The sequence below is a fragment of the Pseudomonas sp. ZS1P83 genome, from assembly GCF_054897825.1.
In genome coordinates this window covers 2838816-2856382 of record NZ_CM142706.1, presented here as the reverse complement: position 1 = coordinate 2856382, position 17567 = coordinate 2838816, and the positions used below count along the sequence as shown (strand labels likewise).

Below are 17567 nucleotides of genomic sequence, written 5' to 3'. Positions count from 1 at the left end.
AAGGCCAAGTGTTCGCTATTGACTTCACTTTGCCTTTCGGATTGACTGGGCTCGTGAAAGGGTAGTGAACATAATAATTAACAGCTAAATAGGTGCATCATGTCGGTCCCTCTGCGTGCCGTTCAACTCAACGAAGCAAACGCATTCCTTAAGAAATATCCTGAGGTTTTGTACGTCGACCTTCTGATTGCGGATATGAACGGTGTGGTGCGCGGCAAGCGCATCGAGCGCACCAGTCTTCATAAGGTTTACGAAAAAGGCATCAACCTCCCGGCGTCATTGTTTGCTCTGGACATCAACGGTTCCACGGTGGAAAGCACCGGCCTGGGTCTGGACATCGGTGACTCAGACCGAATCTGCTTTCCCATCCCTAATACGCTCAGCATCGAGCCTTGGCAGAAGCGCCCAACCGCGCAACTGTTAATGACCATGCACGAACTCGAAGGCCAGCCGTTCTTCGCTGACCCTCGCGAAGTGCTGCGTCAAGTCGTGAGCAAGTTCGATGCAATGGGCCTGACCATCTGCGCCGCGTTCGAACTCGAGTTCTATCTGATCGACCAGGACAACGTGAACGGTCGTCCGCAATCGCCACGCTCGCCGGTGTCCGGCAAACGTCCGATGTCGACCCAGGTCTACCTGATCGACGACCTGGACGAATACGTCGATTGCCTGCAAGACATCCTCGAAGGCGCGAAAGAGCAGGGCATTCCTGCCGACGCCATCGTCAAGGAAAGCGCCCCGGCGCAATTCGAAGTGAACCTGCATCACGTCAATGACCCGATCAAGGCCTGCGACTACGCGGTGTTGCTCAAGCGTCTGGTGAAGAACATCGCCTACGACCACGAGATGGACACCACCTTCATGGCCAAGCCGTATCCGGGCCAGGCGGGCAATGGTTTGCACGTGCACATTTCGATTCTCGACAAAGAAGGCAACAACATCTTTGCCAGCGAGGATCCCGAGCAGAACGCCGCGCTGCGTCACGCGATCGGCGGTGTGCTCGAGACCCTGCCGGCGCAAATGGCGTTCCTCTGCCCGAACGTCAACTCGTACCGTCGCTTTGGTGCGCAGTTCTATGTGCCGAACTCGCCGAGCTGGGGCATCGACAACCGTACCGTCGCGGTACGTGTGCCGACCGGTTCGCCGGACTCCGTGCGCATCGAACACCGCGTGGCGGGCGCCGATGCCAACCCGTACTTGTTGATGGCGTCGGTCCTGGCCGGTATTCACCACGGCCTGACCAACGAAATCGAGCCGGGCGCACCGGTCGAAGGCAATAGCTACGAGCAGAACGAGCAGAGCCTGCCGAACAACCTGCGTGATGCACTGCGCGAGCTGGACGACAGCGAAGTCATGTCGCGCTACATCGACCCGCTGTACATCGACGTGTTCGTGGCGTGCAAGGAAAGCGAGCTGGCCGAGTTCGAGAACTCCATCTCGGACCTTGAGTACAACTGGTACTTGCACACGGTCTGATGGGCCTGAGCGGTGGATCAATTGCCTTCGATGCTGAATGTGATGGCCCCTTCGCGGGCAAGCCTCGCTCCTACGGGGGGCGATGTGTCGGACACTGAAGAAGTGTTCGCAGCATCTCTCTGTAGGAGCTGAGCTTGCTCGCGAAGGCGGCGGAACATTCAACATTGATGGCGCCTGATGCGCCGCTATCGTGAGCAAGCTCAGCTCCTACAGGTTCTCCAACGACTACTTATTCCTCTGCGTCGAGTCACAACAATGACAAACACTCGCAGCGACTGGGAGCAACGCTTCCAGTCCTTAACAATCGAAGGCCGCGCATTCATCGACGGCCAATACCGCGTGGCACTCAGCGGCGATACCTTTGAATGCATGAGCCCGGTCGACGGCCGCTTCCTGGCCAGCGTCGCCAGCACCGACGAAGCCGACGCCAATGCGGCAGTCGCCGTCGCACGCCGCACCTTCGACTCCGGCATCTGGGCCAAACTCGCCCCGGCCGAGCGCAAGCGCGTCCTGATCCGCTTCGCCGATCTCATCCTGGCTAACCAGGAAGAACTCGCCCTGCTCGAAACCCTCGACATGGGCAAACCGATCAGCGACGCCATGAACATCGACATCCCGGCGACCGCCAACGCGATCCGCTGGAGCGCCGAAGCCATCGACAAGATCTACGATGAAGTCGCTGCGACACCGCACGACCAACTCGGCCTTATCACCCGCGAGCCCGCAGGTGTGGTCGCTGCCATCGTGCCGTGGAACTTCCCGCTGATCATGGCCAGCTGGAAGTTTGCCCCGGCCCTCGCGGCAGGCAACTCGTTCATCCTCAAGCCTTCTGAAAAGTCGCCACTCACGGCCATCCGCATCGCCCAACTGGCGCTGGATGCCGGCATCCCGAAAGGCGTGTTCAATGTCCTGCCGGGCTACGGCCACACCGTCGGCAAGGCGCTGGCGTTGCACATGGACGTCGACGTGCTGGCCTTCACCGGCTCGACCGCGATTGCCAAGCAACTGCTGATCTACGCCGGGCAAAGCAACATGAAACGCGTCTGGCTCGAAGCCGGGGGAAAGAGCCCGAACGTGGTGTTCGCCGACGCGCCGGATTTGCGCGCGGCAGCACAAGCGGCGGCCGGTGCGATTGCCTTCAACCAGGGCGAAGTCTGCACCGCCGGTTCGCGCTTGCTGGTGGAGCGATCGATTCGCGAGCAGTTCATTCCACTGCTGGTGGAAGCGCTGCAAGCCTGGAAACCGGGGCACGCCCTCGATCCAGAAACCACCGTCGGCGCAGTGGTCGATCAGCGCCAACTGGAGAACGTGCTGCGCTACATCCAGATCGGCAAAGACCAGGGCGCGCAACTGATCGCCGGCGGCTGCCGCACCCTCGAAGACACCGGTGGCCTGTACGTGGAACCGGCGATTTTCGATGGCGTGACCAACGCCATGACCATCGCCCGGGAAGAAATCTTCGGCCCGGTACTGTCGCTGATCACCTTCGACACCTTCGATGAAGCGCTGGCAATTGCCAACGACAGCATCTTCGGCCTGGCCGCCGGCGTGTGGACCAGCAACCTGAGCAAGGCCCACATCTTTGCGCGCGGCTTGCGCGCCGGCAGCGTCTGGGTCAACCAGTACGACGGCGGCGACATGACCGCGCCGTTTGGCGGGTACAAGCAGTCGGGTAACGGTCGGGACAAATCGCTGCACGCGTTCGACAAATACACCGAACTCAAAGCGACCTGGATCAAGCTTTAACACCTCTACAACGGCGGTCGCAGGCAGGTGCCAGCGGCCATCGGAGAAACCTATGAAACAAAGCTCTGTTAATCAAAAGCATGTAAACAGCTACTACGCCGCCACCCGCAACTTCACCGGCGACTTCCCGGCGCTGGAACAAGCGGTGGACTGCGACGTCTGCGTGATCGGCGCCGGCTACACCGGTTTGTCCTCGGCGCTGTTCCTCGCTGAAGCGGGCTACAGCGTGACCGTGCTCGAAGCCGCCAAAGTCGGTTTCGGCGCCAGCGGTCGCAACGGCGGTCAACTGGTCAACTCCTACAGCCGCGACGTCGATGTCATCGAAGAACGCTACGGCGACAAGACCGCCGAAGTCCTCGGCAGCATGATTTTCGAAGGCGCCGACATCATCCGTCAGCGCATACAACACTACGACATCCAGTGCGACTACAAGCCGGGCGGCATCTTCGCCGCGCTGAACAAAAAGCAACTCAAAGGCCTGGCCGAGCAGAAAAGCAGCTGGGAGCGTTACGGCAACAAGAACCTGAAAATGCTCGACGCGGCTGACATCAAGCGCGAAGTAGGGTGCGACAACTACGTCGGCGGCCTGCTCGACATGCAGGGCGGCCACATCCACCCGCTGAACCTGGCCCTCGGCGAAGCCTCGGCCATTATCGGCCTGGGCGGCAAAATCTACGAGCAATCGGCGGCGGTGGAAATCACCTACGGCGAACCGATCACCGTACGCACCGCCAAAGGCGTGGTGCGCGCCAAGTACCTGCTGATCGCCGGTAACGCCTACTTGCCGCAAAACCTCGACAACCGCGTCACGCGCAAAAGCATGCCGTGCGGTTCGCAAATCGTCGTCACCGAACCGTTGTCCGAAAAGGTTGCGCGCAGCCTGATCAAAAACAACTACTGCGTCGAAGACTGCAACTACCTGCTCGACTACTACCGCCTCACCGCCGACAACCGTCTGCTGTACGGCGGCGGCGTGGTCTACGGCGCCCGCGAGCCGGACGACATCGAGCAACTGATCAAGCCGAAAATCCTCAAAACCTTCCCGCAACTGAAGGACGTGAAAATCGACTACCGCTGGACCGGCAACTTCCTGCTGACCATGTCACGCATGCCGCAATTCGGCCGCATCGAAAAAAACGCCTATTACATGCAAGGCTACAGCGGCCACGGCGTCACCTGCTCGCACCTGGCCGGCAAACTGATCTCGGAAATGATCCGCGGCGACGCCGAACGCTTCGACGCCTTCGCCTCATTACCGCACATGCCAATGATCGGCGGCCGCACCTTCCAGGCCCCACTCACCGCCATGGGCGCCGCGTACTACGCACTGCGTGACCGGTTCGGCATCTAAGCGTTAACCTTACCGGCGGCCTTCAAACGTGGGGCCGCCGGCTTTTTTGCCGGCCATTTATCGAACCTGCTGAGCAACACGAACAAACGTGATTTAATAGCCGCCTTTCAAATTTCCGGGACAGGGAAGCGGTGTTTTCGCGGCCAAAAGTCGCCCGCCATCCACCCCCATAACCCTTAAGTATTCTTCGCATAAGGCTGTCATGGACACGGGCTCACGACTCAAATTAGTACGCGAAAGCTACAAACTGTCCCAGCGCGAGCTGGCCCGGCGTAGCGGCGTCACCAATGCCACCATCTCCCTGATCGAACAGAACCGCGTCAGTCCCTCCGTCAGCTCCCTGAAAAAACTGCTCGAAGGCATCCCCATGTCCTTGGCAGACTTCTTCACCTTCGACCAACCACCCCGCGAGCATCAATACGTGTTCCGCGCCAATGAACAGCCGGATCTTGGGCGTCATGGGCTGCGGTTGTTGTTGATTGGCGCTTCGGTGCCGAGCCGGCAGATGCGGCTTTTGCGGGAGCAATACGCGCCGGGGGCTAGTTCGGGGGAAGAGCCGATTGTGCACTCGGAAGGGGAGGAGTGTGGGCTCGTCACCCGTGGCACGGTTGAGCTGACGGTTGATGGGCAGATTAGTGTGCTGAATGCTGGGGATGGGTATTACTTTCCGACGACGCTGCCGCATCGGTTTCGGAATATTGGGGCGGATGAGGCGGAAATCATCAGCTCCAACACCCCGGCTAACTTCTGATCTCAACAACGGACGCCAACCTGTAGCAGATGCCGAAGGCTGCGTCCGCGGCCAACACCAATTTCCAATGGAAATCGCGGCACAGGTTTTTTTCAAAGTAAATAGACTTCACTTCATGACTGGACCATGCATCCGGCCCCTCGAATGGCTGCCAAGGGTCGATTACTGCCTGTCATGACGGGCAGTAATCGACCCGAAGCTGACATTCAGAGTAAGAAAATAAGTCAGTCCCCTTTTCCCTTTTGGTGCAGGCAGCTAACGTTTGAGTTCAGCGGCGGCCGAAGGCCGTCCGCTGGAACGAATGGTTAGACGCTTGTTGCGACAACACGGACCATACCTCCAAGCCCTGGCTCGACGTGAACGGAAAAGCCGTTCGCCTGAAGTGCCGTGGATACCCACTCTGGCGAAAGCCTGAGCTTCCGATAGGCGCTGACCCGTAGCCGCCAAGTAGAAGCAATTCGTTCATGGAGCACATCGTGCACATTGACGTAATAGGGTTCGTACTCAAGAAAGCAGGTCAAGATTCGATCGGTGTCGCTCTTTACGGAGACAAAGCGCCCTTGGCCAACAAGTGGAGATGTGTAGTCTCGGAACGTGGCGATGAACTTACCACCCGACCGCAACGATTCCGCAGCAAGAGAGAACAGCTTCTCGACGGACGCCAGTTCTGGCAGGTGAGTCAACGTGTCTCCCATGCACAAGATTAGATTTGCCTTTGCGTCGAGGTGGCGCTGAAATGACAAAAGGTCATCCTCGACCGCTCTGACGGGCAGCGCTTCAGCGTGCACCCGCAGCTCGTCAAGCAGGATAGAGGATGTGTCCACGGCGACCACCGAGCAGCCGCGGCGAGCCAATGGAATGGCGTGCATGCCGAAGCCCGCGCCGAGATCAACGGCGGTGGTTCCACTGGCTAGATTTGGGAGAACGGCTTCGATCTCGGCTTCGCCCCGAGATACGGCGGCATCAAAGCCGCCGGCCATCCACAGGTAGACAGGAGCGAGGTGGGTCTCGTAGTGATCAGCGACGGTGGCCATGAATGTGGGTTCCAAGCGTCTAACGTTCAGGTTAAGGGGCCGCGGTACGCGGTCCCAGTGAGCGGAGCGAGCGATTTGAACCGTTTGTTAGGCATTGATGCGCTTAAGGAAGCAAGCCATACCCCGCCGCAATGAGCAGCGGAGAGACCAGGAGCGTTGCCCAGAACCCTGATTTTGGAACGGCAATGACGCAAATGATTGAGGTGATGAGCACGTAGATGCCAACGATTTTGAGTAGTGCGAGGTCGCCAACTGCTACGGCATGAATGGCTGCGTGCCCGGCGAGCATGAAAAGCGGCCCCAAAATGGTAAACCAGAGTGCAGTACGCCGAACTTCATGCGTTCTGAACTGGTCGACGAAGCCGGCGCTCACGGCTTCGGCGAATGCTGTTTTGAACTTGATAATACCGAATGGAATATGGAAGACGCCCAAGGCGAACAGGGTCCATGCGACGATGTTTGACATGTCTTATGCTCCCTAACGGTAAGGTGGAATGAGTGGGCCTAACGACCGAGTTGAGGCGCGCGCATGAAGCGGGCGAAGCCCGCAAGGCGCGTCCCGCTCGAACGACTGGTTAGACCTCAGTGGGCTGCGCATGGCGACTGGGAGTTTTGCTCACGCCTCCGTGGCCATTGGCCAGCCTATTCGTGCGGCACGACGGAGATTGGATTGAACGACCAAGCGGTGGAACGGGGCGATGACAAGAATATAGAGACGACCCAGGCGGTTGTGGCAATGGACCACGGTTGACAGAGTCAGGTGATGTTTGCCTCCCGCCGACGGCTGATTGGAACAGAGGACGGAGAGCCTGAAGTCCAGGTGCTTGTCGTCTTCTCCAAGGATAACTTCGGTCGGACTTGTGCCGTAGATCCTGAAGATGCCGACGCGGCCTGTCTTGCTTTCCGCACCAAGTGACGCAAGTTGCTTGGCAGTTTTGAGGCCGAATCTGCCGACCACCGCATCTCGGACTGCCATGAGGCTGCTGACCCACGGTGCTTGTTGGGAGAAGATGAACCTCGCCAACAGTTCGGGATTGGTCGACGCTCCGGGCGGAAGCTCGATTGAGTAAGCATCAGCAAGATTCGTCGATGCGTAGGCTCTGACAATTGCCGACTCCGGAGGAAGCGATACCGGCGTTGCGCGATGCTGTTGGGTTGACATGTGTGCGATCCAGTGGTTGGGTTCTGAGGTCTAACGCGCCGTTGAGCGGCGCCGGAGCGCGGAGCGCGGAGGCGTCCGCTCCAACGGCTGGTTAGGCGTCATTCACATCGTTTCCAGCAGACGGAGATTCTTCTCTAAGTTCAATTCTTCCACCGTAACAGCAATTCCTTTTGAGTTGTCTGTGCGGAGATGAATGATCTTTTGGTACTCGGGTGAGTGGTACCAACTATTAAGCGCTTCCTTTGATTTGAATCGAATAACGACCGTCATCGAGCCTGGCTCACCCTCTAACGGTTCCGATTCGTAATCGGCTACGAGTATTTCTGCGCCGTGCGCTTCAAGCGTCGGAAAGACGGCGGGGACATAAGATTTAAAGCCTTCCGGCTTCGTGAGTTCGAAGTTGGCAACCAGATATGCGCTCATCAATTTCTCCTTGACTCGTCGTGTTACTAACTTGGTTTTGTCATTTCGTCGAGGAACCTAGCCGCTGCAGGATAATGTGACGGCTCCGTGACGCCTAACGATTAAGCTAAGGGGCCGCGGCACGCGGTCCCAGTGAGCGAAGCGAGCGATTTGAACCGCTTGTTAGGCTTGTGAACTTGAACTGCTTTTTTGGCATTTGATTGCACGGCTTTTTGTACCAGAAATACGCTTGGATGTAGCCGTCCGGGCAACACCCCTTCCTGAAGCGAAGTTGCCCACCTGAATTTTAAGTGGATACCATCGCCCTTATGCCTATGATCAGGTAGGGGACATCGCCGGACGGTTACCGACTTTCAAGCCGGACAGGGACAACCGCGCTCACTGCTCATTCCCAAGCACACGAGGTATCTGCATAGTGGAGGAATCTCGTTGTGCAAGCGGCTCTTTTTCCATATTGCGGCGTGCCTACTTAGGCTATCAGGTACGTATTCAAGTGTGGGGTTCACGGCAACTTCAGGTTCCAGGCACTAGCGCATCAGGAGCGGAGCTCGCATGGATCGTGGCGATGCCGTCCGGATAACCAATGTCCACACCTTGATGAGGTCCAGAGCCCGCTGAGCGATCAAAGCTTCCGAAGGAACAGCATGAATTAAGTGGATGTTGTTGAGGCGCCAACTTCTCCTTGTCGGATACTGAGCCCGATCAAGGCATCATAGAGCTCTTGCTGCCCAGCTGGCAGAACAGGGAGCAACGTCGCACGGCGCTTGTCGACATCGAACCAGGATTCAACCAACCATCCCACCAGATAGAGCGCCGAAAGGCATCCGCCAGCGGTTGCAATGTTCCCCTGGCAAACAAGAGGCTGGTCCACGGGCTCAAGTCCCAGAGCTTGCAAGCTCGATCGTGCATCCGGGTGTGTAGCTGCTTGGCCGCTGAGCAGCCCAAGCCGTTCGAGAATGAAGGCTCCGGCGCATATGGAGCCGATTCGCTGGCGTCTGGAATCAAGTTCAAACGACGGCAGGAAATCTGGAGCGGCAAGTGCGGCGGGTATCCCTTCCTTGCCGCTGACGAACAGTACCGCGTCGGCGTTATTGGCCTCGGAAAGCGGACCGTGCCCCGAAACAGGCAGGCCGTGCGCCGATCGCACGATAGAGCTAGAGCCCAATATTCGGACGTGCCAGTCCTCGGTGTTGCGGCCTAAAATGTCCCACATCAGGAATAGGTCGATATCAGTGAATTGGTCGAAAGCAACCAGAACGATTTTCTTCAAGGCGAGCTCCATGAAAAGTGCTGGCGTGCAAAACGCAACGGCCGTCTTTGCTGGTGTTCGCAGCGTATCAATCGGTTGCGCACCATACACAGTCTGTATGGCGCTAAATATGGAGCGAAGTAACTCGTGAGAAAACTAACTCGTAACCATTGGGTCGCGGCTGGCTTTGAGGCCCTCGACCAAATAGGGCATATTGGCGTTTCGGCCGAGAGTCTATCGCGCCGATTGAATGTAAGCGACCCATAAACCACACATGGCAAAAAACCGATGTGTGCATTTAGCGCAAGATAGTCGGGGAACAGTTCCACGGCAGCAAGGCTTCGAAGTCTTCTACCGAAGTAGCTTGTGGCAGGCGTTCAAGTACGTCGCGCAGCCACGTATAGGGCTCTTGGCCGTTGGCTTTGGCAGTTTCGACCAGGCTATAGATCTGCGCACTGGCCGTCGCGCCCTTGGGCGTGTCGCTGAACATCCAATTTTTGCGACCGATCACAAAGGGTTTTACCGCTCGCTCGGCCCTATTGTTATCAATGGGCAGGAAGCCAGCCTCGGTGTAACGCTCAAGCTTGCTCCAGTTGCTGGCCAGATAACCGACGGCTTTGCCCAAGGCACTTTGCGTCGTCACCTGGGGATGGGTTTTCTCCAGCCAGCTTTTTAGTTCTGCGAGTACCGGCAGGCTTTTTTCCTGTCGAGCGCTAAAGCGCTGGTCGTCGCTGGCCTCTTTGAGCTCGCGCTCGATGCCGTAGAGTTTATTGATCAGGTTCAGCGCGATGTCGGCTCGCCCGGTCTTACCCTTGGGCTGCACTTTTTGCGCATCGACGAACTTACGTCGCGCATGCGCCCAGCAGCCCAAACGCTCGACACCTGGCTGCGCGCCCAAGGCGTTATAGCCGGCGTAATCGTCGGTCATCAGGTAGCCGCGATAATCGGCAAGCAGGCGCAACGGCACCTCCTGCGCTCGGCTGGTGGTGTAGTCAAACAGGACAACCGGGCGCTCAAGCGGGCCGCTGGCTTGGACCCACATCCAAGACTGGCTGGTCGGATCTCGATCCGGTTCCTTCAGCACTTGTACCCGCGTTTCGTCGCAGTGGATCACCGGACTTTCCAGCAATCGGTCGCGCATCAAATTCAGCAACGGTTGCAAGTGTTCGCCGCACTGGATCACCCAGCGCGCCAAGGTTTGTCGGGGGATATCGACGCCGTGTCGGCCAAGTACTTTTTCGAACCGATACAGTGGCAAACCGTCGACGTATTTGGTGGTCAGCAGCATCGCCAGGACGCTGGGACTGGCCATGCTCTTTTCGATCAGTTGTGCCGGTTTGTCAGCAGTGACCGGTGCCGTTTCACAACCACGGCACGCGTAGACCTTGCGGATGTGTTTGATGACGCGGATCTGCATCGGCACGATTTCCAGCTGTTCGCTGGTTTCTTCGCCGATGACGTGTTTGCGGCAACCGCAAAGGCAAGTCAGTTCGTGTTCGGGCAGTTCGTGGATGACTTCAATGCGCGGCAGGTCGGCGGATAGCGGTTTGCGTTTACCGCGGCGCTGGGTCGGGGCAACGACTTCTTCGTCTTCAGCAATACCTTCTTCCAGCACGGCAACGCTTTCGGCTTCGTTGAACAGCGCCAATTGCGGTGTCTCAGCGTCGACCGTCTGCTCGGATTTGCGGCCAAATAAACGGTCACGTAGCAACTTGATCTGTTCTTTCAGATCAACAATCTGGCCCTTGTCCAACTGACGCTCACTGAGCATCTGCACAAGCATTTGCTTGAGCAGAACAGGATCATCAGGGAGCATTTCGGGCATCAAATTCATGCCCGGATTATATCCGATCAGGCGACGAATCGAGGGGTTAAAACTTGATGTGGGCGGTTGCGCCAGAGGTCAAAGCCGTCCAGTAACCAGTTCAACTCTTGCACGCTCAGCACGATAGCTTCATCGCTGAGCTCAGGTGATGTTTTGAAACGTTCGGACTCCAGGCGCTTGAGCCAAAGGCAAAAGCCGTTGCGCTCCCAATAGAGGATTTTTACTCGATTACGGTGGCGATTCAGAAAAACGAAAAGCACGGGATCGAACACCGCGACCTTGATATCCAATTCGACGAGGGCGGACAGGCCGTCGATGGATTTTCGGAAGTCCACGGGTTTGGGGTACAGATAAACTTTTTCGACTTTGGCGTCGGGACGCATCATGGTTGCGAGCTCCTGAAAGAGATCAAGAGCACAGCATCAGGCTTCAACTGGCGGCTTTGAATGTGGGTACGGTGGATCGCTTACGCCGCACTGGATCACCCAGCGCGCCAAGGTTTGTCGGGGGATATCGACGCCGTGTCGGCCAAGTACTTTTTCGAACCGATACAGTGGCAAACCGTCGACGTATTTGGTGGTCAGCAGCATCGCCAGGACGCTGGGACTGGCCATGCTCTTTTCGATCAGTTGTGCCGGTTTGTCAGCAGTGACCGGTGCCGTTTCACAACCACGGCACGCGTAGACCTTGCGGATGTGTTTGATGACGCGGATCTGCATCGGCACGATTTCCAGCTGTTCGCTGGTTTCTTCGCCGATGACGTGTTTGCGGCAACCGCAAAGGCAAGTCAGTTCGTGTTCGGGCAGTTCGTGGATGACTTCAATGCGCGGCAGGTCGGCGGATAGCGGTTTGCGTTTACCGCGGCGCTGGGTCGGGGCAACGACTTCTTCGTCTTCAGCAATACCTTCTTCCAGCACGGCAACGCTTTCGGCTTCGTTGAACAGCGCCAATTGCGGTGTCTCAGCGTCGACCGTCTGCTCGGATTTGCGGCCAAATAAACGGTCACGTAGCAACTTGATCTGTTCTTTCAGATCAACAATCTGGCCCTTGTCCAACTGACGCTCACTGAGCATCTGCACAAGCATTTGCTTGAGCAGAACAGGATCATCAGGGAGCATTTCGGGCATCAAATTCATGCCCGGATTATATCCGATCAGGCGACGAATCGAGGGGTTAAAACTTGATGTGGGCGGTTGCGCCAGAGGTCAAAGCCGTCCAGTAACCAGTTCAACTCTTGCACGCTCAGCACGATAGCTTCATCGCTGAGCTCAGGTGATGTTTTGAAACGTTCGGACTCCAGGCGCTTGAGCCAAAGGCAAAAGCCGTTGCGCTCCCAATAGAGGATTTTTACTCGATTACGGTGGCGATTCAGAAAAACGAAAAGCACGGGATCGAACACCGCGACCTTGATATCCAATTCGACGAGGGCGGACAGGCCGTCGATGGATTTTCGGAAGTCCACGGGTTTGGGGTACAGATAAACTTTTTCGACTTTGGCGTCGGGACGCATCATGGTTGCGAGCTCCTGAAAGAGATCAAGAGCACAGCATCAGGCTTCAACTGGCGGCTTTGAATGTGGGTACGGTGGATCGCTTACGATTGAATGTGACCCGCGGATCGTTCTATCACCATTTCCGCAATCGCGAAGACTTTGTCCGCACCTTGCTGACCGCTTGGGAAGAAGACTACACGGGGCGCATGCTCGCCTATGCAGCGCAGGGTCGTAGCGCGGGCGAAACCTTGAAACGCTACTTGAGTATTGCCGCTGAGAAACAACCTGGGCGGGAAGCTTCCATCCGAGCCTGGTCGCTGCACGATCCGTTGGTAGGCGAGTTCCAGCAGCGTGTTGACACAAGACGACTGGACTTCGCGATACGGACGTGCCGCCGCTTGGTCCATGTGCCAGGCGAAGCAGAAGTAATTGGTCTGGTGGCCCATCTGTGCCTGATTGGAGGTCAACAGGCAGGGCTGCGGCGTGATGCCGCTCGCTTCAACAGTTTCCTGCATCGAGCCTTTTCACTTTTCGAAGGGGCTCTTCCACCGTGGCGGGCCTAAGTCATGAGCTAAATTGGGTAACTGAATAAATAGAGGTCGCGTGCCTGCCTGGCCTGGATCAGTACAAGAGAAAGCGGTGTAGTCTTTCATCGCCCGAGTTACAGACTGAATCGCCCCTAATTTCGTAGCCACTCGATGACCGCTTCTGGCCGTTTTCTGCCTGTCGTGACCGGCAGAGAGCAGCCAGCTTCTGCTGGTCGCGACAGGTCGCAGTCGGCCACCTCTCTGCCGGTCACGACAGGAGGGACCCTGTCGGCCGTGGCCAGCGAGAACCTAGGCATGGAATACACATTCAACACCTAGGCCGGCGCCACTTCCGTGCATGAACTGCTCAATGGCGTGCAATTCGGCCTGGCTCGTCCGGAGGTGAAGTACACCAGGCACATCGACGGTGAATTCAAGACGGTCGACCAGTCCCTGCTGAACATGCAGATCGTCATAGAAATGATAGGGCGTGTGGGGCAGTTGCCGAAGCTCTGATCAGCGAAAGGACTGTTGTCACCATGCAAAAAAACGCCTATCGATCACTGATCGGCGTTTTTGTTAAAGATGCCTTTGCTGCAATGCACGCGGACGTACTGAGCTAAAAGGCATCCAGTGCATTACACATTCTCAACAGGCTCGCTCTCAGGTTTTCCGGTTGGGTTCAAGCGCTGCAACGCGACCAGGCACTGGCCACCGTCCAACAGGATCAGTTCATAGTCCTGGCCCGCCTTTGGGGTGAAACGAAAGGTTTTCTGGCAGCTATAGGAAAAGCCAGCGGAAACATGGCCCTCACTCTGAAAATTCATGGCGAAGGGCTTATCCCCTGGCACCTTCAGTTCCGTACGCGCCAGCGCTTGCCCTTCTACCCGGCGGTTACTCTCGGGCATCCCCAGGCGGCGGCCATTATTCTGGTCAGCAAAGCCTGATTCGGACACGGCCATCACCCCCGAACCGGGAACGCGCCAATCAATGCAATCGCGCCCCGGCACGCCGCGTGCCATGCCGTTGGTAATGACGCGCAAGCGCGCGGTGTCGCCCGTCGCGGGTTCGACGTAGGGCGTGGAGTAGGCCCGCATATTGGAAATATTGCCGCAGCCACTCACGGCCAACGCCATGCCTGCTATCAGAAGCGTTCTCATGGAAATCCTTTCCTCAGGGCTTAACGGCAGTGATAAGGGCTCTCGCCGCGCAGTTCCTCACCGGTCTTGTTGTCACGAATAATCACCGTAGCCCCTGGCGCGTTGAGGCAGAAGGCATTGCGTACGGGGTAAATGTTATGGCCCTCGGCGACGAAGGTGCCGAGCTTTTTTATTTGTGCGCCGGAAGCGTCGTGGGCCGTCACGGTGTATTCACCCGACATCGTCAAGCAGCCGCTCAGTGAAAGTAACAAGGTGGCGCAGATTGCATATTTCACAGGTGATTTCCCTATAGGTTTCAATGTCGACACCTTCGGAACGGGGCGGTATTTTTGCGGCTTCAGCGCGCGGACTCACAGGCTTTAAGCTCATGCCGGGTGTCCAGCGCACAGAGATCAAAGCCGTCGCGCCGGGTGTAGCCAGCGCGCTTCATGCACTCGAAGCGCTCTGCTTTTTGTTCGAGGGTAGCGTTGGGATCGATGCCGGAGCCGTTCTTTGAACCGCAAGCCAACATGGATGCGAAGACATCCTTATTGCTCGCACCGGGCTTTTCCCATAGGTCGGCTTCTGCTGTAGGAGGCTGAAAAGGTTTGCCGAAACAGGCCGTGACGAGCGGTAACAGCAACACCGCAAATGCAACAGGTTTAAGCCACATTGAAGGTTTCCTTATTTTCTAGGGCTGACAGGGACTAACACAGGCTTATTGTCTTTCATGCCGGTCCAGTACCTCATGCAAGCAGCCTCACCGTTGCCATAACAGCTATGCATCGTGGTGGCGCCGGTGAAGACATTGCCCAACTCCTTGAGCAAATTACGCCCCTCAGGAATAACGCCACCCGTATCTGGGTTATTACCCATGAAGAACAACCTGCCAACCGGATCATAGTTATGGACCTCGTATTTCAGGACCATCTTCGTGCGTTCGGTGGGATCGGTGACGGCTGAGCGGCCTGGCGACTGCGGTAATACGTGACTGCGCATGCAGCAGACCGGCACCTTGAAAGCGCTTTATCCGCAACCCGCGCTCATTGCCCCGGTGATACAGAGCACTGAAGCGGCCGTCGGCAAAAAAATGGCGTTGTATCAGGCGTGCAAGGCGTGCGCTGTGGCCAAAAGGCGTAACCCAGTCGAGAAACCACAACCGATCGCCGCTGTTCCAGTCGTCCGAAGGCAGGCTGATTGCAGGGTTTTGCAGGTACCGCTGTTCGCTGTCGGCGCTGAACCAACACCAGGAGGCATACAACACCGGGCGCCCTTGTTCGTAGCCAATGATGAACTGGCGGTTGGCGATGGCCGGCAACAGTAGAGCGTTCAATGCGTGCAACGGCGCATCGCGATGGGCCGCCGAATGCATCCACAACCACACGGCGGCGCCCAGGGCTTGAGCCTCGTTCCAGGGTTCCTCGCTGAAAGCCGGCGCCATCAGCTCAAGGTTATCGAGTTGCATGGCAAATCCTCACAGGGACCACGTCAGGCTGAAATCTGCCGTGGTGCTGGCGGTCTCGAAGCCCTTGGGTTTGCTGATGGGTTGACCGACAAACACGTCGTAAGACACTTGACGGTAGCCACCGCGCAGCCCCACCACGTAGCCGGCCAGTGCCGAGGTAGTAATTCGGAGCGGTATGAATGTCCGCTCTTGGCCGGTTGCTGCCTGTCGGGAAGGGCTGCAAACGACCCATAGCGGACACTCACCAGGACTTCTCTTCAGGCATCACTATATTCGACTCGATCTTCCTCCCCATGCTGATGCGGGGTTCGGTCGAATAGCCCAGAGATTCATAAAAGGTTTTGACACTTTCATTTGAGCTGACGATTTGCAGATTGATTTTCATGCACCCTCGCGCCGTCAAAGCACCCTCTGCATGACGGACTAGATTCATCCCTATGCCTTTTCTGCGGTGCGACGGGTGCACCGCCACCGAATACAACCATCCACGATGGCCGTCGTATCCCGCGAGAACGGTGCCAACAACTTCATTTCCTGACAGGGCCACAAAGAAAAGACCATCCGCTGCGGCCAGTTTTTTGTCGATAGCAAGGCTGGGGGTGTTATGCGCGGTTTCGTAACCGAATACGGTTTCCCAGAGTTCCACGACGCAACGGCGATGGTGTTCATTTGAGTAGTCGGCAATAGCATCCATGGTGTAGCCCTCGAATTGAAGGGGCTGACGCTAGCGCCTTGGCGTGGGTAATGTCCACTGTCTCTTTTTGGCCGAGTGCTGCCCGTCACGAAGGGCTTCAATCGACAAAAACGGTCAGCTAAATCCAATTATGGTTATCTTCTTTCGCCCGCTTCCAGTACCGGTTAACGACTATCAGGAGCAAACGAAGTCAGTTTTTCTATCGTGCCTGGTGGGTTATCGATCGAAGTCAGGATGATACGAACAGCCATAACCACACCGGCGAGAACGGCAGCAAGGCCCGATGCTTCTAAAGGTGTTGGCAGCCGACTTTGAAACAGCAAGCCGAGTAATGTAGCGAACAGTGATTCAAGGGATATCAGTTGTCCAGAAAGCACCATAGGAAGGCGATGGGACGCTGCGTTCCATGCCCAGGCTCCGGCGAGTGAGGACATCACCGCAATAACCAGGCCCCAGACGTACAGATGTCCTGCCAAGGAAACACTGAAACCAAGGATTGGCAGCTTGAGAAGGTCTAGCGCGTGCACAACCGGTAACAAGCACACGGTGCCCATTCCGGCACCGGCCATCATGAGGCCTGTCCAGATACCTGACGCATTGGCCGGGAGTTTCTCCAGGGCACTCTGGTTCAGCAAGCTGAATGCGAGCCACAAGACAACGGCGCAGACAGAAAAAATCAATCCCATCAGCCACGACCCGTGGCCCGCAATGGGTTGATTGATACTACTGATGTTCGTCAGCACAAGCCCGCCAGTCAAAAATGTCAGCGGTATCATCAGTCTGCGCCATGGAAGCGTTTTTTTCGTGGCGTTGCTGAGCAATGCCAAAAAGACTGGCACCATGCCAATAAACGCTGGAGTCAGCACGGGGCCGCCAAAAATAACACCAGCGGCAATGCAGGTGCTGTACCCGAGGTATCCGATCACGCCCAGACCGGCGGCGAGAAATTGCTGGTTGCGACGCAGGCACCGTAGCTGGGCGCGACAGAGCACCATGACCACCACACCCAGCGCACCCGCGATCAGAAACCGGATAACCATCAAATCATAGATGCTGTAGGCGCCCGTGACGTAGGGGGCTATGAAATTAAGAGCCCAGCTCAGGGTCGCGACCACGGCAAGGGTCACTCCGGCGATGATGTTTGAGTGAGCAATGATCATCAGGCATATCCGCGAGGTATTCAGCTCATGTTGCACAGCGCCAAGGGTATGCTACAAACGAGTTCTCGGTCTT

The 17567-nt window shown here is 57.0% G+C and carries 21 protein-coding genes and 2 pseudogenes; 6 read left to right on the top strand and 17 right to left on the bottom strand.

Annotation, left to right across the window (positions count from 1 at the left end; genetic code table 11):
- The first annotated feature begins 99 nt into the window (after positions 1-99).
- The 4 genes from ACYZT0_RS13600 to ACYZT0_RS13585 all read left to right on the top strand — a co-directional run bounded on the left by ACYZT0_RS13600 (position 100) and on the right by ACYZT0_RS13585 (position 5324).
- Positions 100-1476 (top strand): glutamine synthetase family protein, encoded by a 1377-nt coding sequence (locus tag ACYZT0_RS13600; protein WP_462046272.1) that lies wholly within the window; start codon positions 100-102, stop codon positions 1474-1476.
- Between the two features lie 255 nt (positions 1477-1731).
- Positions 1732-3222, top strand: a complete 1491-nt coding sequence (locus ACYZT0_RS13595) for an aldehyde dehydrogenase (protein ID WP_462046271.1) — start codon at positions 1732-1734, stop codon at positions 3220-3222.
- A 52-nt stretch (positions 3223-3274) separates the two neighbouring features.
- The gene (locus ACYZT0_RS13590; RefSeq protein WP_462046270.1) at positions 3275-4573 is read left to right on the top strand and encodes an NAD(P)/FAD-dependent oxidoreductase; all 1299 of its coding nucleotides are present in this window, start codon (positions 3275-3277) and stop codon (positions 4571-4573) included.
- 202 nt (positions 4574-4775) lie between these two features.
- Complete coding sequence (locus ACYZT0_RS13585; protein ID WP_282381537.1) at positions 4776-5324, top strand: cupin domain-containing protein; 549 nt, start codon at positions 4776-4778, stop codon at positions 5322-5324.
- Positions 5325-5629: 305 nt separating this feature from the next.
- Here the strand turns inward: ACYZT0_RS13585 and ACYZT0_RS13580 are convergent, their stop codons facing one another.
- The 9 genes and pseudogenes from ACYZT0_RS13580 to tnpB (ACYZT0_RS13540) all read right to left on the bottom strand — a co-directional run bounded on the left by ACYZT0_RS13580 (position 5630) and on the right by tnpB (ACYZT0_RS13540) (position 12530).
- Positions 5630-6358, bottom strand: a complete 729-nt coding sequence (locus tag ACYZT0_RS13580; RefSeq protein ID WP_462046269.1) for a class I SAM-dependent methyltransferase — start codon at positions 6356-6358, stop codon at positions 5630-5632.
- A 103-nt stretch (positions 6359-6461) separates the two neighbouring features.
- Positions 6462-6824: a DUF6463 family protein gene (locus tag ACYZT0_RS13575; RefSeq protein WP_462046268.1), complete on the bottom strand. Its 363-nt coding sequence runs from the start codon at positions 6822-6824 to the stop codon at positions 6462-6464.
- A 150-nt stretch (positions 6825-6974) separates the two neighbouring features.
- Positions 6975-7520 carry a DUF2867 domain-containing protein gene (locus ACYZT0_RS13570; RefSeq protein ID WP_462046267.1) on the bottom strand — a complete coding sequence of 182 codons (546 nt, stop codon included), beginning with the start codon at positions 7518-7520 and terminating at the stop codon, positions 6975-6977.
- A 102-nt stretch (positions 7521-7622) separates the two neighbouring features.
- Positions 7623-7943, bottom strand: coding sequence for a DUF1330 domain-containing protein (locus ACYZT0_RS13565; protein WP_462046266.1), 321 nt, complete (start codon positions 7941-7943; stop codon positions 7623-7625).
- A gap of 649 nt (positions 7944-8592) precedes the next feature.
- Positions 8593-9213 (bottom strand): DJ-1/PfpI family protein, encoded by a 621-nt coding sequence (locus tag ACYZT0_RS13560; protein WP_462046265.1) that lies wholly within the window; start codon positions 9211-9213, stop codon positions 8593-8595.
- Between the two features lie 277 nt (positions 9214-9490).
- The gene (tnpC, locus tag ACYZT0_RS13555) at positions 9491-11026 is read right to left on the bottom strand and encodes an IS66 family transposase (protein WP_462044750.1); all 1536 of its coding nucleotides are present in this window, start codon (positions 11024-11026) and stop codon (positions 9491-9493) included.
- Positions 11027-11043: 17 nt separating this feature from the next.
- On the bottom strand, positions 11044-11403 hold the full coding sequence (tnpB, locus tag ACYZT0_RS13550) for an IS66 family insertion sequence element accessory protein TnpB (RefSeq protein ID WP_076962084.1): 360 nt from the start codon (positions 11401-11403) through the stop codon (positions 11044-11046).
- Between the two features lie 87 nt (positions 11404-11490).
- Positions 11491-12153: pseudogene (locus ACYZT0_RS13545) on the bottom strand (transposase); the annotation flags it as partial.
- Between the two features lie 17 nt (positions 12154-12170).
- Positions 12171-12530, bottom strand: a complete 360-nt coding sequence (gene tnpB, locus ACYZT0_RS13540) for an IS66 family insertion sequence element accessory protein TnpB (RefSeq protein ID WP_076962084.1) — start codon at positions 12528-12530, stop codon at positions 12171-12173.
- Positions 12531-12532: 2 nt separating this feature from the next.
- Between tnpB (ACYZT0_RS13540) and ACYZT0_RS13535 the strand changes: the two genes are divergently transcribed.
- Both ACYZT0_RS13535 and ACYZT0_RS13530 read left to right on the top strand, forming a co-directional pair.
- Positions 12533-13072, top strand: coding sequence for a TetR/AcrR family transcriptional regulator (locus tag ACYZT0_RS13535; protein WP_462046264.1), 540 nt, complete (start codon positions 12533-12535; stop codon positions 13070-13072).
- 249 nt (positions 13073-13321) lie between these two features.
- A pseudogene (locus ACYZT0_RS13530) lies at positions 13322-13552 on the top strand (dipeptidase); the annotation flags it as partial.
- Positions 13553-13674: 122 nt separating this feature from the next.
- Here ACYZT0_RS13530 and ACYZT0_RS13525 read toward each other — a convergent pair.
- From ACYZT0_RS13525 to ACYZT0_RS13490, 8 genes are all read right to left on the bottom strand, one after another.
- Positions 13675-14196, bottom strand: coding sequence for a hypothetical protein (locus ACYZT0_RS13525; RefSeq protein WP_462046263.1), 522 nt, complete (start codon positions 14194-14196; stop codon positions 13675-13677).
- Positions 14197-14216: 20 nt separating this feature from the next.
- The gene (locus tag ACYZT0_RS13520; protein ID WP_462046262.1) at positions 14217-14471 is read right to left on the bottom strand and encodes a hypothetical protein; all 255 of its coding nucleotides are present in this window, start codon (positions 14469-14471) and stop codon (positions 14217-14219) included.
- Positions 14472-14533: 62 nt separating this feature from the next.
- Positions 14534-14848, bottom strand: a complete 315-nt coding sequence (locus ACYZT0_RS13515) for a hypothetical protein (RefSeq protein ID WP_462046261.1) — start codon at positions 14846-14848, stop codon at positions 14534-14536.
- A gap of 11 nt (positions 14849-14859) precedes the next feature.
- Positions 14860-15051, bottom strand: a complete 192-nt coding sequence (locus ACYZT0_RS13510; RefSeq protein WP_462046260.1) for a hypothetical protein — start codon at positions 15049-15051, stop codon at positions 14860-14862.
- 28 nt (positions 15052-15079) lie between these two features.
- Positions 15080-15640 (bottom strand): toxin-activating lysine-acyltransferase, encoded by a 561-nt coding sequence (locus ACYZT0_RS13505; protein WP_462046259.1) that lies wholly within the window; start codon positions 15638-15640, stop codon positions 15080-15082.
- A 9-nt stretch (positions 15641-15649) separates the two neighbouring features.
- Positions 15650-15778, bottom strand: a complete 129-nt coding sequence (locus tag ACYZT0_RS13500; RefSeq protein ID WP_462046258.1) for a hypothetical protein — start codon at positions 15776-15778, stop codon at positions 15650-15652.
- Between the two features lie 103 nt (positions 15779-15881).
- Entirely contained in the window at positions 15882-16334 is a 453-nt protein-coding gene (locus ACYZT0_RS13495; protein WP_462046257.1) for a GNAT family acetyltransferase, read from the bottom strand.
- 164 nt (positions 16335-16498) lie between these two features.
- The gene (locus ACYZT0_RS13490; protein ID WP_462046256.1) at positions 16499-17494 is read right to left on the bottom strand and encodes a DMT family transporter; all 996 of its coding nucleotides are present in this window, start codon (positions 17492-17494) and stop codon (positions 16499-16501) included.
- Between the last annotated feature and the right edge of the window lie 73 nt (positions 17495-17567).

What these genes read in the sequence shown, in the direction of transcription:
- ACYZT0_RS13600 (WP_462046272.1), top strand. Translation starts at nt 100, where the DNA reads ATGTCGGTCCCTCTGCGTGCCGTTCAACTCAACGAAGCAAACGCATTC.
- ACYZT0_RS13595 (WP_462046271.1), top strand. Translation starts at nt 1,732, where the DNA reads ATGACAAACACTCGCAGCGACTGGGAGCAACGCTTCCAGTCCTTAACA.
- ACYZT0_RS13590 (WP_462046270.1), top strand. Translation starts at nt 3,275, where the DNA reads ATGAAACAAAGCTCTGTTAATCAAAAGCATGTAAACAGCTACTACGCC.
- ACYZT0_RS13585 (WP_282381537.1), top strand. Translation starts at nt 4,776, where the DNA reads ATGGACACGGGCTCACGACTCAAATTAGTACGCGAAAGCTACAAACTG.
- ACYZT0_RS13580 (WP_462046269.1), bottom strand. Translation starts at nt 6,358, where the DNA reads ATGGCCACCGTCGCTGATCACTACGAGACCCACCTCGCTCCTGTCTAC.
- ACYZT0_RS13575 (WP_462046268.1), bottom strand. Translation starts at nt 6,824, where the DNA reads ATGTCAAACATCGTCGCATGGACCCTGTTCGCCTTGGGCGTCTTCCAT.
- ACYZT0_RS13570 (WP_462046267.1), bottom strand. Translation starts at nt 7,520, where the DNA reads ATGTCAACCCAACAGCATCGCGCAACGCCGGTATCGCTTCCTCCGGAG.
- ACYZT0_RS13565 (WP_462046266.1), bottom strand. Translation starts at nt 7,943, where the DNA reads ATGAGCGCATATCTGGTTGCCAACTTCGAACTCACGAAGCCGGAAGGC.
- tnpC (WP_462044750.1), bottom strand. Translation starts at nt 11,026, where the DNA reads ATGAATTTGATGCCCGAAATGCTCCCTGATGATCCTGTTCTGCTCAAG.
- tnpB (WP_076962084.1), bottom strand. Translation starts at nt 11,403, where the DNA reads ATGATGCGTCCCGACGCCAAAGTCGAAAAAGTTTATCTGTACCCCAAA.
- tnpB (WP_076962084.1), bottom strand. Translation starts at nt 12,530, where the DNA reads ATGATGCGTCCCGACGCCAAAGTCGAAAAAGTTTATCTGTACCCCAAA.
- ACYZT0_RS13525 (WP_462046263.1), bottom strand. Translation starts at nt 14,196, where the DNA reads ATGAGAACGCTTCTGATAGCAGGCATGGCGTTGGCCGTGAGTGGCTGC.
- ACYZT0_RS13515 (WP_462046261.1), bottom strand. Translation starts at nt 14,848, where the DNA reads ATGTGGCTTAAACCTGTTGCATTTGCGGTGTTGCTGTTACCGCTCGTC.
- ACYZT0_RS13510 (WP_462046260.1), bottom strand. Translation starts at nt 15,051, where the DNA reads ATGGGTAATAACCCAGATACGGGTGGCGTTATTCCTGAGGGGCGTAAT.
- ACYZT0_RS13505 (WP_462046259.1), bottom strand. Translation starts at nt 15,640, where the DNA reads ATGCAACTCGATAACCTTGAGCTGATGGCGCCGGCTTTCAGCGAGGAA.
- ACYZT0_RS13495 (WP_462046257.1), bottom strand. Translation starts at nt 16,334, where the DNA reads ATGGATGCTATTGCCGACTACTCAAATGAACACCATCGCCGTTGCGTC.
- ACYZT0_RS13490 (WP_462046256.1), bottom strand. Translation starts at nt 17,494, where the DNA reads ATGATCATTGCTCACTCAAACATCATCGCCGGAGTGACCCTTGCCGTG.